Here is a 14,032-nt window from a genome sequence, read left to right on the forward strand (position 1 = left end):
TGGCCCGCTGGACGAGCCTCGGACGGTCAGCTCGAGGGAACGCGGACAGGCGCATGCCTGTCCGCGTTCCGGAGAAGCGAGCCTACAGCACGCCGTCGACGGCTCGCCGCACGCCCAGCGGGTTGTCGGCCTTCAGCGCGGGCGGCAGCAGGGTGTCGGGGATGTCCTGGTAGCAGACCGGCCGCAGGAAGCGCTCCATGGCGCGGGTGCCCACCGAGGTGCCGCGCGGGTCGGAGGTGGCCGGGAACGGGCCGCCATGGACCATGGCGTGCGAGACCTCCACGCCGGTCGGCCAGCCGTTGGCCAGGATCCGGCCGGCCTTGCGCTCCAGGATCGGCAGCAGGGGGCGCACGGCCTCGGCGTCGGCGGGATCCATCTGCACCGTGGCTGTGAGCTGGCCTTCCAGCCCTTCCAGGACCGCGGCCAGCTGGGCGGCGTCCTTGACGCGCACGATCAGCGACGACGAGCCGAACACCTCGTGGCTCAGCACCGCGTCGCGCTGGAAGGTCTCGGCGTCGACGCTGAACAGCGCGCCGACCGCCTGGTTGACGCCGTCGCCGACGCAGCCGCGCGCCAGCAGCTTGACGCCGTCGCGGTCGAGCAGTTGGTTCACGCCCTGCTCAAAGGCGCCGAAGATGCCGGGGGTCAGCATGACCTGGGGCTGGGCCGCGGTCAGGGCGACGACGGCGGCGGCTTCGAAACGGTCCAGGTCCGGGCCGTCGAGCGCGAAGACCAGGCCGGGATTGGTGCAGAACTGGCCCGCGCCCATGGTCAGCGAACCGACGAAGGCGGTTCCCAGGGCCTCGGCCCGGGCGGCCAGGGCGGCGGGCATCAGCACCACGGGGTTGATGCTGCTCATCTCGGCGAAGACCGGGATCGGCTCGCGGCGGTCGGCGGCGATCCGCATGAAGGCCACGCCGCCGGCCCGCGAGCCGGTGAAGCCCACGGCCTTGATGCGCGAATCGGCGACCAGGCCGGCGCCCAGGGTGCGCTGCTGGCCAATCAGGATGGAGAACACCCCGGCCGGCAGGCCGGCGGCCTTGACCGCCTTGTCGATCGCGCTACCGACCATCGCGCCGGTGTTGGGATGGGCCGAGTGGCCCTTGACGATCACCGGGCAGCCGGCCGCCAGGGCCGAGGCGGTGTCGCCGCCGCCCGTCGAGAAGGCCAGAGGGAAGTTGCTGGCGCCGAACACCACCACAGGGCCCAGCGGGATGAAGCGCTGGCGCAGGTCGGCGCGGGGCAGGGGCGCGCGCTCGGGCAGGGCCGGGTCGATCCGGGCGCCGATCCAGTCGCCGCGCCGCACGACCTGGGCGAACAGCCGCAACTGGCCGCAGGTGCGGCCGCGCTCGCCGGTGATCCGGGCCTGGGGCAGGCCGGTCTCGGCCATGGCGGTCTGGATCAGGTCGTCGCCCAGCGCCTCGATCTCGGTGGCGATCGCCTCGAGGAAGGCCGCGCGGGTCTCCAGGTCGGTCTCGCGATAGGTGTCGAACGCGGCGGCGGCGGCGGCCAGGGCCGCCTCGATCTGGGCGGCGCTGGGCTCTGGGAAGCTGGGGCCGAAGTGTTCGTTGGTGGCGGGGTTCAGGGCCCGCAGGGCGGCTTCGGCCATTAGCAAGTCTCGCTCTATTCGATGAACGCCGGGGCGACGACCCGTCGACCCAGCAGGAAGGCGTCGGCGACGTGGCGCAGCGGGCTGACGTCGACATCGCTGACGGCGCCGGCCACCAGGCGCGCGAAGGCGTCGTAGAGGCCGGCATATTCGGCGTCCGGACCCTCATGGAGCAGGTCGCCGTCGATGAACAGCTTGGCGCCGCCGTGCGACAGCTTCAACACGCCAGCGTCGGTTTCGACCGCGATGTCCCAGCTCTGCGGACCGGTCTGCAGGAAGTCGAACTCGGCCCGGACCGGGGCGCCGGCGGCGTCCACGAAGTCCAGCTCGGCCTGGATCGGCGACTGGCAGTTCTCGGGCACGTGCAGCACCGCGCCGGTCAGGAAGAACGGCCGGGGCAGGATGGCGGTGGCGATCGACAGGGCGTTGATGCCGGGGTCGAACACGCCCAGACCGCCGGCCTCCCAGATCCAGGTCTGGCCCGGATGCCAGACGCGGACGTCCTCGCGCCAGTCGATGCGCACGGCCTTGATGGTCTTGTCGGCCAGCCAGGCCCGGGCCGGCGCCACGCCCTGGGCGTAGCGCGAGTGCCAGGTGGTCTGCAGGGTCAGGCCGCGGGCGGCGGCGGTCAGGCGCAGGTCCTCGACCTCGCTCAGCGTCGCGCCGGGCGGCTTTTCCAGCATCACGTGCTTGCCGGCCGCCAGGGCCAGGTGGGCCAGGGCGTGGCGCGGCTGGGGCGGGGTGCACAGCGACACCGCGTCGACCGCCACGTCGCTGGCCAGCAGGTCGGCCAGGGTCGTGAAGTGGGCCACGCCCTCCAGGTCGGCGTTGCGGCTGACGATGGCGACCAGCTCGAAGCGGTCGTCGGCGGCGATGGCGGGCAGGTGCTGGTCGCGGGCGATCTTGCCCAGGCCAACGAGAGCCAGGCGGATCTTGCTCACAGGCTGCGCACCGTCACCGGCTTGTCCTGCGCCTGGGCCAGCGGGTTGCTGACCGGGTGGAGGAACGGGGCGGCGCTGATCTCGAACACGTCGCCGACCTGAGTCTGGAAGCCCTCCGAGAACGACAGGGTGGCCGTGCCGAAGAAGTGCACGTGCACGTCGCCCGGCTTGCGGAAGATGTCGTACTTGAAGTGATGGTGCTCGAGATTGGCGATCGTGTGGGACATGTTCGCCTCGCCCGACAGGAAGGGCTTTTCCCAGACCACCTGGCCGTCGCGCAGGATCTTGCTGGCCCCGCGCACGTCGGCCGGCAGGTCGCCGGTCAGCAGTTCGGGGCCGAGGGCCGCCTGGCGCAGCTTGGAGTGGGCCAGCCACAGATAGTTGCCGCGCTCGATCACGTGGTCCGAGAACTCGTTGGCCAGGCAGAAGCCCAGGCGATAGGGCGTTCCGTCCGGACCGATCAGATAGACCCCGGCGATCTCGGGCTCCTCGCCGCCGTCCTTGGCGAAGGCGGGCGAGGTCAGGGGCGCGCCGTGGCCGACCACGTGCGAGCCGTCGCCCTTGTAGAACCACTCCGGCTGAGCGCCGACCGCGCCGGCGGCGGGCTTGCCGCCCTCGACGCCCATCAGGAACATCCGCATCGAATCGGTCAGTTGTTCGCCAGCCTGGGCGGCCTTGTGCATTTTGTCGCGGCCCTCGGCCGAGCCCAGGTGGGTCAGGCCGGTGCCGGTCAGCACCAGGTGGGCGGGATCGGGATGGTCGATCGGGGCCAGCACCCGGCCCTCGGCCAGGGCGGCGGCGAGGTCGACCTCCGCGCCGAGCGGATGGGCCTGCGCGGCTTCGGCCAGGGTGGCGCCAGCGGCCAGGGCCGCCTGGGCCAGGGCCAGCAGGGTGTCGGCCACCTCGACCTTGCGGGCCAGGCCCGAATCGTTGACCGCCGCGAGGATTCGCGCCCCGTCCTTTTCCTTCAGTTGCACGAACCGCAGCACCATGGCTGTCGTTACCTCCCAGCGGGTTTGGCTATTTAGTCAGACAAATAGCGATCTGCCTGACGGTGTCAAACCCGGATCGACGGCGGCGAGGCGGTCTTGGTCGCGGGCCGGGCGCTGTGATAGCACGGGAACGTGCGCAAACCCGCGCCGCGTCGGGGTTTGGGCAATCATCGTACTTTTGAGCGCGGAATTTGACGCCGCGATCGGCGGCCGAGCCGCGAAATCCCTTGTCGGCGCACAAACTGTCTCGCTAGTGTCGCGCGGCGCCGGATCGGCGGACGGGCGGGGGCTCCGTCCCCGACGGAGCAGGGAGTGAAGCGCGCGTGCGGAAGAAGAAGGACAGGGCCGGGGACGGGGAGTTCGCGCGGGAGGGGCTGACCAACAGCCGGATCCACGGCTCGATCGCCCGCACCCTTGGTGTGGCCATCGTCTCGGGCCAGTACGCGCCGGGCGACATCCTCAACAACGAGATCGATTCCAGCGAGCAGTTGCAGGTCTCGCGCAGCGCCTATCGCGAGGCGATCCGTATCCTGGCCGCCAAGGGGCTGGTGGAGAGCCGTCCCAAGACCGGCACCCGCGTCACCGAGCGCAACCGCTGGAGCCTGCTGGACCCCGAGGTCCTGGCCTGGTTCTTCGAATCCGAGCCCAGCGAGGAGTTCCTCAAGGGCCTATACGAACTGCGGATGATCGTCGAGCCGGCCGCCGCGGCCCTGGCCGCCGAACGCCGCGACGACGGCCAGCTGGAGCGCATGCGCAAGGCGCTGATCCAGATGGAGAGCCAGACCCTGGCCACCGACGCCGGCCAGGCCGCCGACCGCGACTTCCACGACACCGTGCTGGAGGCCACCGGCAACGCGCCGCTGTTCACCCTGTCCAGCAGCATTGGCGCGGCGGTGCGCTGGACCACGATCTTCAAGCAGCGCAAGCGCGAGCTGCCGCGCGACCCGATGCCCGACCACTGGAAAGTGTTCGACGCTATCGCCGCCGCCCGGCCGGACCAGGCGCGGCAGGCCATGGAAAAATTGGTCGGCCTGGCCCTGGAAGACACCCGGGCGGCGATCGACCCCAAGGACTGAGCGGAGACCCCGCGCCGGGTTTCGACGCTCGCCGTCGCGGCGCGAAAGAATCATCGGTTCGTACGATCCAAAGACGCCTGGGCGCGACGACGGCTGTGGTCGCCGGACCACCGCGGGGCGCGAATGGATGCGACGCAGGTCGATTTTTCGGCTCCGCCAGCCCGTCCTCTGCAACCTATCGTCCGACAACTGTCACGGAACGATTTCCTTATCCGTTCAATTAGAAAACCTGACCCGCCCACGCCCCTCCACGGCGCAGCTCTCACGTTGACGCGGGGTTGCGAGCGGTATAGTCAGACAAATGAACAGGAGTGAACCGAGTGGGGTGTCGATCGCTCCGCCCGGATGGCGGACAGGCCTCCTGATGTCCCGCCAAACCCTCCCGCCGTCGCCGACCCAAGGCCCCCTCTTCGATCAAGGGCCGCCTTATCAAGGACTGTCATGAGCTCTGCCGCCGTTCCGCCCCGCGCCCTTCGTTCGCGCGCCTGGTTCGACAACCCCGACAACGCGGACATGACGGCGCTGTACCTGGAGCGCTACCTGAACTTCGGCCTGTCGCTAGAGGAGCTGCAGTCGGGCAAGCCGATCATCGGCATCGCCCAGACCGGCAGCGACCTGTCGCCCTGCAACCGCCACCACCTGGTGCTGGCCGAGCGGATCCGTGAAGGCATCCGCACCGCCGGCGGCATCGCCTTGGAGTTCCCGGTCCATCCGATCCAGGAAACCGGCAAGCGCCCGACCGCGGGCCTGGACCGTAACCTGTCCTATCTGGGCCTGGTCGAGACCCTGTACGGCTATCCGATCGACGGTGTGGTGCTGACCATCGGCTGCGACAAGACCACCCCGGCCTGCCTGATGGCCGCCGCCACGGTCAACATCCCGGCCATCGCCCTGTCGGTGGGGCCGATGCTGAACGGCTGGCACAAGGGCCAGCGCACCGGCTCGGGCACCATCGTCTGGAAGGCGCGCGAGATGCTGGCGGCCGGCGAGATCGACCGCGCCGGCTTCATCAAGCTGGTGGCCAGCTCGGCCCCGTCGACCGGCTACTGCAACACCATGGGCACGGCCACGACCATGAACTCGCTGACCGAGGCGCTGGGCATGTCGCTGACCGGCTCGGCCGCCATTCCCGCGCCGTACCGCGACCGGCAGCAGAACGCCTATGAGACCGGCCTGCGGATCGTCGAACTGGTCGAACAGGACATCAAGCCGTCCGACATTCTGACCCGCGACGCCTTCCTGAACGCCATCGTCGTCAATTCGGCGATCGGCGGCTCGACCAACGCCCCGATCCACCTGAACGGCCTGGCCCGGCACATGGGCGTCGAGCTCTCGGTCGATGACTGGCAGACCTATGGCGAAGAGGTGCCGCTGCTGGTCAACCTGCAGCCGGCCGGCGAATATCTCGGCGAGGACTATTACCACGCCGGCGGCGTGCCCGCCGTCGTCAACCAACTGATGGGCCAGGGCCTGATCCGCGAGGACGCCCTGACCGTCTCGGGCAAAACCATCGGCGAGGCCTGCCGCGGCGCGATCATCGAGGACGAGGCGGTGATCCGTCCGTTCGACAAGCCGCTGGTCGAGCGCGCCGGCTTCGTGGTCATGCGCGGCAACCTGTTCAACTCGGCGATCATGAAGACCAGCGTGGTCACCGCCGAGTTCCGCGACCGCTACCTGTCCGACCCGAACGACCCGGACGCCTTCGAAGGCGAGGCCGTGGTGTTCGACGGGCCCGAGGACTACCACCATCGGATCGACGATCCGGCCCTGGGCATCACCGAGCGCAGCGTGCTGTTCATGCGCGGGGCCGGGCCGATCGGCTATCCCGGCGCGGCCGAGGTCGTGAACATGCGGGCCCCCGACTACCTGATCAAGCGGGGGATCCACCAGCTGCCGTGCATCGGCGACGGGCGCCAATCGGGCACCTCCGGCTCGCCCTCGATCCTCAACGCCTCGCCCGAAGCGGCGGCCGGCGGCGGCCTGGCCTTGCTGAAGACCGGCGACCGCGTGCGGGTCGACCTGCGCAAGTCGCGGGTGGACGTGCTGGTCACGCCCGAAGAGATCGTCGCCCGGCGCAAGGTGCTAGAGGCGGCCGGCGGCTACGCCTATCCGGAAAGCCAGACGCCCTGGCAAGAGATCCAGCGGGCCATCGTCGGCCAGATGGAAACCGGGGCCGTGCTGGAGCCGGCGATCAAGTACCAGCGCATCGCCCAGACCAAGGGCCTGCCGCGCGACAACCACTGATCCAATCCACCGAAGACAAGCGCCGACAAAACGGCGACCTAGGGAGAATATCGTGAAGCTGACCACGCTGAAGCACGCGCTCGTCGCGGGCCTTGCCGTCGCCGCCCTGGCGACGGCCGGGACCGCCGTCGCTCAGACCGCCGTGACCGCCACCCTGCGGGCCGACCAGCCCGGCGCGGTGATCCAGCCGGAGATCTACGGCCAGTTCGCCGAGCACCTGGGCCGGGGCATCTACGAGGGCGTCTGGGTCGGCGAGGACAGCAAGATCCCCAACACCAAGGGCTACCGCAACGACGTGGTCGCGGCCCTGAAGCAGATCCACGTGCCGGTCGTGCGCTGGCCGGGCGGCTGCTTCGCCGACGACTATCACTGGCGCGAGGGGATCGGCCCGCGCGACAAGCGCCCGACCAAGGTCAATGTGATGTGGGGCGGCGTCGAGGAGCCCAACAGCTTCGGCACCAACGAGTTCATGGACTTCGCCGAGCTGATCGGCGCCAAGACCTATGTCGCCGGCAATGTCGGCAGCGGCACGCCGCAGGAAATGGCCGAGTGGGTCGAGTACATGGTCTCGCCGACCAAGTCGACGATCGCCAACCAGCGCCGCGCCAACGGCCGCGACAAGCCCTGGAAGCTCGACTTCTTCGGGGTCGGCAACGAGAACTGGGGCTGCGGCGGCCAGATGACGGCGGCCCACTACACCAACCTCTACCGCAACTTCGCCGAGTTCGTGCGGGTGCCGGGTGGGACCAACACGGTGAAGGTGGCCAGCGGCCCCAACGCCGACGACTACAGCTGGACCGAGACCCTGATGGCCGGCGCGGCCAAGAACATGAACGCGCTGAGCCTGCACTACTACACGATCCCGACCGGCAGCTGGAAGGACAAGGGCTCGGCGACGGAGTTCAACGAGCAGCTGTGGGCCGACACCATGGTCTCGACCCTGAAGATGGAAGAGCTTGTCACCAAGCACAGCGCCATCATGGACAAGTACGACCCCGAGAAGAAGGTCGGGCTCTATGTCGATGAATGGGGCATCTGGCACAATGTCGAGCCGGGCACCAATCCGGGCTTCCTCTACCAGCAGAACACCATGCGCGACGCGGTGGTGGCCGGCGTGAACCTGAACATCTTCCACAAGCACGCCGACCGGGTGCGGCTGACCGCCATCGCCCAGATGGTCAACGTGCTGCAGGCGATGATCCTGACCGACAAGGAAAAGATGGTCCTGACCCCGACCTACTGGGTCTACGACCTCTACAAGCCGTTCCAGGGCGCGACCTCGCTGCCGCTGGAGGTCAACAGCCCGAACTATACCCTGGGCAAGTCCAGCGTCCCGGCGGTCAGCGCCTCGGCGGCGCGGGACACGGCGGGCGTGGTGCACCTGGCGCTGGTCAACGTGGATCCGAACAAGTCGGCGACCGTGACGATCAAGCTTACGGGCGCGGCCGGCAAGACGGCCAAGGGCCGGGTGTTGACGGCCTCGACCATGGCCGCCCACAACACCTTCGACGCCCCCAACGCCGTCAAGCCGGCGACCTTCACCAGCGCCTCGATCAAGGGCGACGTGCTGACCGCCACCCTGCCGAGCAAGTCGGTGGTGGTGCTGGATCTGAACTAAGGCTCTAAAAGAGCGGGGACATGCACATGTGCATGTCCCCGGCTCCCTCCGATCTGCTCATCCGGCGGGTTTTGGCTGTAGTTCAAAACACCTTCATCTCGACCAACCGCATGTCCTGGCCCGGCGCCAGGTCGAAGACCGCGCGCAGTTTCGAGGTCGTGACTGGTTTCCAGGTCATGCGGTCGACGCCGTTGTCGAGGGGCGCGGCGACCTTGGCGGTTTCCACCCACTTCCCACCGATCCAGGCCTCCAGCCGATAGGCCTTGGGGGCGGCCAGGACCTTGCCGTCGGCGAAGAAGCTGAGCTCGGCCGAACGCACGGACACCGGCGTGCCGAAGTCGACCGCGAACCACGGCTGGGCCTGGCCGGCGCCCGGCGACCAGCCGTTGGCCATTTCCGGGAAGAACCACACCCGCCCGTCCAGGGCCTGGTGCACGGTCTTGGGATCGTCGCCGGTCGAGGCCGAGCCCTTGGGATAGTCGGAGCGGACCAGGTTGACCGCCAGGTCGATCGGACGGGCGATCGGCGCGGCCGGCTTGCGGGCCAGCGGGACCGTGAGCCTGGCGAGGGTGGGCGAGGCGGCGACCTCGCGGCCGTCCACCGTCACCACCAGGCCGCGGCGGCCGTAGCGCGAGCCGTCGGCGTCCCAGGCGATCCCGACCAGATGGCCGTGATAGGGCGTGTCCTGCAGGCTGAAATACTTCAGGAAGTGCGGGTCGGCTGGATCGCTGGGGGCCAGGGGATTGACCTCCAGCACGTCGTCGGCGCGCGGTCGCAGGCCGACCAGGCCGCTGATGACCAGGTCGACATAGCCCGAGTGGTTGTAATGGTGGCTGCGGGCCAGACCGACGATGGCCTTGCCGGTGGCCGGATCGTAATCCTCCTCCAGGTCCGGCTTGCCGTCCTTGAAATGCAGCTGGGTGTACTGGGCCAGCATGCGGGCGTAGTCGGCGCGGGTCACGACCTCCTGGCGATAGTCGTTGAGCAGGTTGGCCAGGCCCGTCAGCACCTGGGTGGTCTGGAACGGCCAGATCGGCCCGTTCCACTGGCACTCGCGCTCGCCGGTTTCCTTGATGTAGCGGTACTGGCGCATGTAGTGCTCGTAAGACGGCTCGACCGTGCGCAGGCCGGCGGGGCCCGCCAGTTCATCCGGGTCGATCGCGTGCTTCCACGCCGCCGCATAGGCCGGGGTGTCGTCCGGCAGGCCGAAGGTCCAGGGCAGGTAGCCGACCAACTCGCGGCCGCGGATCGGGTCCCAGTACTTCACGTGCTCGTTGTTGACTTTGTAGCGGTCGATGAAGTGGGCGAAGTCCCTACTCCACAGGCTCTTCTGCACCTGGGCCTTCAGGTCGGCGGCGCGGGCGGCGTAGTCGGCGGCCGTGGCCTTGTCGCCGGTCAGGGCCGCCAGCCGGCTGATCGCCCGGGCGTTGGCGTACATGTAGCTGTTGATCGACGGCCGGAAGGCCTGGCCGCCGGTGAAGCCGTCCTTGCCGCCCGAGGCGTCGATCGAGCTGATGGTGTATTCGGTGGCGTCGGCCAGCGGCTCGACCCAGTACAGCTTCTTGTCGAAGTCGTAGTGGTCGTCCCACAGGGCGTAGATGTGCTTCATCACCGCCAGGTGTCGGGTCGCGGCCGCCTGGTCGCCGTCGACCAGGAACCGGGCCCAGGTGGCGTCGGCGATTGCTTCGCTGAAGTGGCGGTCGTTGCCGCCTTGGCCGTACATGAAGTCGACATAGTCGCCGGCGTAGCGCCGGTCGCGCAGCCAGCGGCCCTCCTGGATATGGAAGCCGGTGGCGTCGTTGAGGCTGGCGTAGGGCTCGCGCTGCCAGCCGACGTCGTCGAGGAACTCGGTCGTGATATAGCCGCGCGGGCCAAGGTCGCGCTGGTGGGCGCGGAACACGCTCCAGCGATAATAGTAGATCTGGTCAAGCTTCTGGTCCGAGGATTCGAACAGCGGGATGTTGCCCTCGTACCAGGGGGCGTCGTTGCCGAACCGGGTGACGGTTATGGCGTGAGCGTCCAGCTTGGGGGAGGTCGCCGCGGCCGCCGGCGCGACCAGGGCCGTCGTCGTCCACAGCGCCAGGGCCAGCCGCGCTCCCTGTGTCCATCCCGCCATTCCCGTTCCCCTTGAAGCTGTTTTGTCTGAGTATTTAGCGAGCGGCGGCGGCGATCGCCAGCCTTTCTTGTCGGCGTCAAGTCGGGCTGAATGGGCTAGGGTCGCCGAGCTTGAACGGCGTTCCGAAACCGAGGAGGAAATGGCGATGAAGACGTTCCTGGCCCTCTATATGGGCTCCGACACGCCGGTGGATCCGGGCGCGCTGGACCAGGCGACCATCGACAGGGGCATGGCCGCCTGGGGGCGATGGATGACCGACAACGCCGCCCATGTCGTCGTGACCGGCGGTCCGGTGGGCAAGACCAAGAAGACCGGCAAGGACGGCGTGACCGACATTCGCAACAAGGTCGCGGGCTACATCGTCGTCCAGGCGGAGTCGCACGAGGCGGCGGCGAAGCTGTTCGAGAACCACCCCCACTTCACGATCTTTCCAGGGGACTCCGTGGAGGTCATGGAGCAGCTGCCGATCCCGGGGCAGGGGTAGGGATTCCGCTGCCCTGGTTGTTCCCGGACAGCCTCTGCGAGGCTTCCGGGATGACAACCTTCTAATCCCTACCCCCGTCCCCACAGCCGCTCGAAGCGCCAGCCGGTCAGGTTCTCGACGATCGCCTGGGACTCGGCGCTCTCGGCCTGGGTCTCGCCGGCCCGCAGACGCTCGACCTCGTGGATCAGCACTTGGTGGGTCTGGGCGTTGAGGCGGAACGACCAGGAGACGACCAAGCCCCACAGCATCATCAGGATCGGGCCGCCGACCATCACCAGCACCACGGCGCGCACGGCCTCGGGGGTCTGGACCACGGCCACGCCGGGATGGGCCTTGTCGGCCGAGACATAGCCGCCCAGGCCGATCAGCGAGGTGGTGACGACGATGGCCCCCGACTGGGCGATCTTGCGCACGAAGGTCATCACGCCGGCGAAGATGCCCTCGCGGCGCTGGCCGGTCACGGCCTCGTCGATGTCGGGCAGGTAGTTGTAGACGCTCCAGGGCACGAAGTTCAGCGTCCCGCGGCCCAGGCCCGCCAGGATGATCGGCACGAACAGCCAGAACAGCACCATCGGGTTGGCGGCGCTGAACAGGTTGCCGCCCATCGCCGTCAGGCCCTCGGCGAAGCCCGCCGGCCGGATCAGGTAGAAGGCCAGGAACAGCAGCAGGGCCGCGCCGACGAAGCTGATGGCCATGCGATAGGCGGCGGTGGGCCCGGTGCGGATGACCACGTTGATGGCGATCATCACCGAGACCAACTGGGCGACGTACATGGTGGTCATCAGCTGCGAGATCACCAGGGTCGCGCCCATCATCACCGTCGCCACGAACAGCGGGAAGGCGGTGTTGAAGATGTCCTGGCTGATGTAGCCGCCCAGATAGAGGCTGAGGTGCTGGCGGAAGGCCTTGATGCGCAGGGTCGAGAACAGGTCGCGGAACATGTTGACCGGGATCAGCGCCGCCTTGGTCCAGTCCATCGGCTCGGGCTGGATCAGCTTTTCGGCCTCGGTGTAGGGCCGCTCCCAAGTGAACAGCACGACCAGCAGCACGACCAGGCTGAACAGCCCGCCGAAGATGGCGGCCATGATCAGGAAGGTGCCGGGCGAGTCCTTGCCGCCGAAGTGGTTGATGATCAGGGTCGGCAGGTAGGAGGCCAGGATCGCCGAACTCTGGGCGATCAGCATCCGCGCGCCGGCGAACTTGGCCTTCTTGCCGTAGTCCTTGGTCATCTCCGCCGCGAGGGTTTCCCACGGGATCAGGAACATCGTGTAGAGGAACTCGAAGAAGACGAAGGTCGTCAGGTAGTAGGCGAACGTCTGGCCGGTGACGAAGATCAGGGCGAAGCTGGGCAGCAGCGGGATGGTCAGGATCAGGAAGATCTTGCGCCGTCCGATGCGCCGCCCGACCCAGGTGTGGCGCAGGTTGTCGGAGATGTAGCCGATCAGCGGGCAGGTGATCGCCTCCAGCAGGCGCGGCAGGCCCAGGATCAGGCCGGTCTCGACCGCCGACAGGCCGCAGAAGGTGATGAAAAAATAGGCCAGCCAGCCGGTGATCACCGCCTGGGCGCCGGCCCCCAGCATGTCGCCGGAACCCCAGCCCCAGTAATTGATCCAGGTGGGTGTGCGGAGTTCCGGCGTCGCCATCTGCGTGTCTCTTCCCTTGGAGGCGAGGTTCTGGAGCCCCCTCGTTTGTTGTGCGGCGGTTGGGGCGAAAACCTCGTCCTTCGACAAGCTCAGGATGAGGTTTTCTACTGCCGGAATCTGGCTCTGGTCCTCATCCTGAGCCTGTCGAAGGACGAGGACCACGCGCTGAGTCGGAGCCCTAGATAAAGGCGCGCTGGAACTCGCCCAGGGCCAGGATGGCCAAGGACTGGCCGTAGGGCATCGAGGTCAGGGGGATGTCCTTGTAGCCCTGCAGGGTGTCGAACACCGGGGTGCCGAACGACACCTGCTGCAGCTCGCCCTTGTCGTCGATATTGGCCAGCACGCCCTTCAGCGCCTTGATCCCCATCTCCTGATACTCGCGGCCGATGTAGCGCTTGCGCACCGCCTTCAGCACGCCGTAGGCGAAGCCGGCCGTGGCCGAGGCTTCCAGGTACGAGGTCTTGTCGTCGACCAGCGTGTGCCACAGGCCGGTCTCGGCGTCCTGGTAGCGGGCCAGGGCCTTGATCTGGGCCTCCAGCGTGTCGATCAGGAAATCGCGCAGGGCGTCGCCGGGCTTCAAGTCCAAGAGCTCGATGAACTCCGGAATGGCGATCGTCACCCAGCAGTTGCCGCGCGCCCATAGGGCGTCGGCGAAGTTATGCCGGCCCTCGAAGGTCCAGCCGTGGAACCACATGCCGGTCTTGCGGTCGGCCAGGTACTTGATGTGCACCATGAACTGGCGCTTGGCCTCCTCGACGAAGTCGTCGCGGCCTAGCAAGAGGCCGATCTTGGCCAGCGGCAGGACGCTCATCATCAGCGTGTCGTCCCACAGCTGCTGGGGGTTCTCGCTGTTGAAGACGATGTGCTGGAAGCCGCCTTCCTCGGTGCGCGGACCCTCGTACATCACGTAGTCGGCCCAGGTTTCGAGGTAGGGCAGATAGGTGTGGTCGCCCGTGGCCTCGTAGAGATAGGCCAGGGTCAGGAACGGCGAGACGGTGTTGATGTTCTTGGTGGGGGTGCCGGCCTCGAAGCGGTCGGCGAACCACTGGGTCATGATCTCGAAGGCCCGCGGATCGGCGGTCATCTCGTACTGCTTCCACAGGCCGTACAGGCCCACGCCGTGGGTCCACTCCCAGTCGTTCCAGCCCTTGGTGTCGATCACCCGGCCGTCGTCCAGGCGCAGCAGGAACTCGCCGGTCTCGTCCTGGATGTCGACCAGGTTGCTGATCAGCAGGGCGATCTTGGCCTTGATGTCCTTGGCCTCGAGGCCGTGGGCGAGATTGGGCACGATAGTCTCCTTGGAAGTCTT

The 14,032-nt window shown here is 68.1% G+C and carries 10 protein-coding genes; 4 read left to right on the forward strand and 6 right to left on the reverse strand.

Annotated elements, in window-relative coordinates; translation table 11 throughout:
• Positions 1–82: 82 nt before the first annotated feature.
• The 3 genes from J2X41_RS18550 to araD1 are packed head-to-tail and all read right to left on the reverse strand — an operon-like array spanning position 83 to position 3,542.
• Entirely contained in the window at positions 83–1,609 is a 1,527-nt protein-coding gene (locus tag J2X41_RS18550; RefSeq protein ID WP_310084102.1) for an aldehyde dehydrogenase (NADP(+)), read from the reverse strand.
• A 14-nt stretch (positions 1,610–1,623) separates the two neighbouring features.
• Positions 1,624–2,550: a Gfo/Idh/MocA family oxidoreductase gene (locus J2X41_RS18555; RefSeq protein ID WP_310084105.1), complete on the reverse strand. Its 927-nt coding sequence runs from the start codon at positions 2,548–2,550 to the stop codon at positions 1,624–1,626.
• Positions 2,547–3,542 (reverse strand): AraD1 family protein, encoded by a 996-nt coding sequence (araD1, locus tag J2X41_RS18560; protein ID WP_310084107.1) that lies wholly within the window; start codon positions 3,540–3,542, stop codon positions 2,547–2,549. The genes J2X41_RS18555 and araD1 overlap by 4 nt, the downstream gene beginning before the upstream one ends.
• Before the next feature lie 374 nt (positions 3,543–3,916).
• Here araD1 and J2X41_RS18565 point away from each other — a divergent pair, with 374 nt between their 5' ends.
• The 3 genes from J2X41_RS18565 (at position 3,917) to J2X41_RS18575 (ending at position 8,480) form a co-directional block, all read left to right on the forward strand.
• The gene (locus tag J2X41_RS18565) at positions 3,917–4,618 is read left to right on the forward strand and encodes a FadR/GntR family transcriptional regulator (protein WP_404979958.1); all 702 of its coding nucleotides are present in this window, start codon (positions 3,917–3,919) and stop codon (positions 4,616–4,618) included.
• A 441-nt stretch (positions 4,619–5,059) separates the two neighbouring features.
• A complete protein-coding gene (locus J2X41_RS18570) occupies positions 5,060–6,862 on the forward strand; it encodes an IlvD/Edd family dehydratase (protein WP_310084113.1) in 1,803 nt (600 codons plus the stop codon).
• A gap of 52 nt (positions 6,863–6,914) precedes the next feature.
• Complete coding sequence (locus tag J2X41_RS18575; RefSeq protein ID WP_310084115.1) at positions 6,915–8,480, forward strand: alpha-L-arabinofuranosidase C-terminal domain-containing protein; 1,566 nt, start codon at positions 6,915–6,917, stop codon at positions 8,478–8,480.
• 82 nt (positions 8,481–8,562) lie between these two features.
• On the opposite strand, the gene J2X41_RS18580 is transcribed toward J2X41_RS18575, so the two are convergent.
• Positions 8,563–10,596, reverse strand: coding sequence for an MGH1-like glycoside hydrolase domain-containing protein (locus J2X41_RS18580; RefSeq protein WP_310084118.1), 2,034 nt, complete (start codon positions 10,594–10,596; stop codon positions 8,563–8,565).
• Positions 10,597–10,741: 145 nt separating this feature from the next.
• Here J2X41_RS18580 and J2X41_RS18585 point away from each other — a divergent pair, with 145 nt between their 5' ends.
• On the forward strand, positions 10,742–11,080 hold the full coding sequence (locus J2X41_RS18585) for a hypothetical protein (protein ID WP_310084121.1): 339 nt from the start codon (positions 10,742–10,744) through the stop codon (positions 11,078–11,080).
• Between the two features lie 68 nt (positions 11,081–11,148).
• On the opposite strand, the gene J2X41_RS18590 is transcribed toward J2X41_RS18585, so the two are convergent.
• Together J2X41_RS18590 and J2X41_RS18595 are read right to left on the reverse strand one after the other, a co-directional pair.
• Entirely contained in the window at positions 11,149–12,723 is a 1,575-nt protein-coding gene (locus J2X41_RS18590) for an MFS transporter (protein WP_310084126.1), read from the reverse strand.
• Positions 12,724–12,901: 178 nt separating this feature from the next.
• Positions 12,902–14,011, reverse strand: coding sequence for a glycoside hydrolase family 105 protein (locus tag J2X41_RS18595; RefSeq protein ID WP_056752357.1), 1,110 nt, complete (start codon positions 14,009–14,011; stop codon positions 12,902–12,904).
• Positions 14,012–14,032 lie beyond the last annotated feature (21 nt).

The sequence above is a fragment of the Caulobacter sp. BE254 genome (assembly GCF_031457295.1).
Classification (GTDB): Bacteria; Pseudomonadota; Alphaproteobacteria; order Caulobacterales; family Caulobacteraceae; genus Caulobacter.

Bases quoted from the DNA above. Each gene is read 5' to 3' on its own strand.
- J2X41_RS18580 (WP_310084118.1), bottom strand. From the start codon at position 10,596: ATGGCGGGATGGACACAGGGAGCGCGGCTGGCCCTGGCGCTGTGGACG.
- J2X41_RS18590 (WP_310084126.1), bottom strand. From the start codon at position 12,723: ATGGCGACGCCGGAACTCCGCACACCCACCTGGATCAATTACTGGGGC.
- araD1 (WP_310084107.1), bottom strand. From the start codon at position 3,542: ATGGTGCTGCGGTTCGTGCAACTGAAGGAAAAGGACGGGGCGCGAATC.
- J2X41_RS18570 (WP_310084113.1), top strand. From the start codon at position 5,060: ATGAGCTCTGCCGCCGTTCCGCCCCGCGCCCTTCGTTCGCGCGCCTGG.
- J2X41_RS18585 (WP_310084121.1), top strand. From the start codon at position 10,742: ATGAAGACGTTCCTGGCCCTCTATATGGGCTCCGACACGCCGGTGGAT.
- J2X41_RS18550 (WP_310084102.1), bottom strand. From the start codon at position 1,609: ATGGCCGAAGCCGCCCTGCGGGCCCTGAACCCCGCCACCAACGAACAC.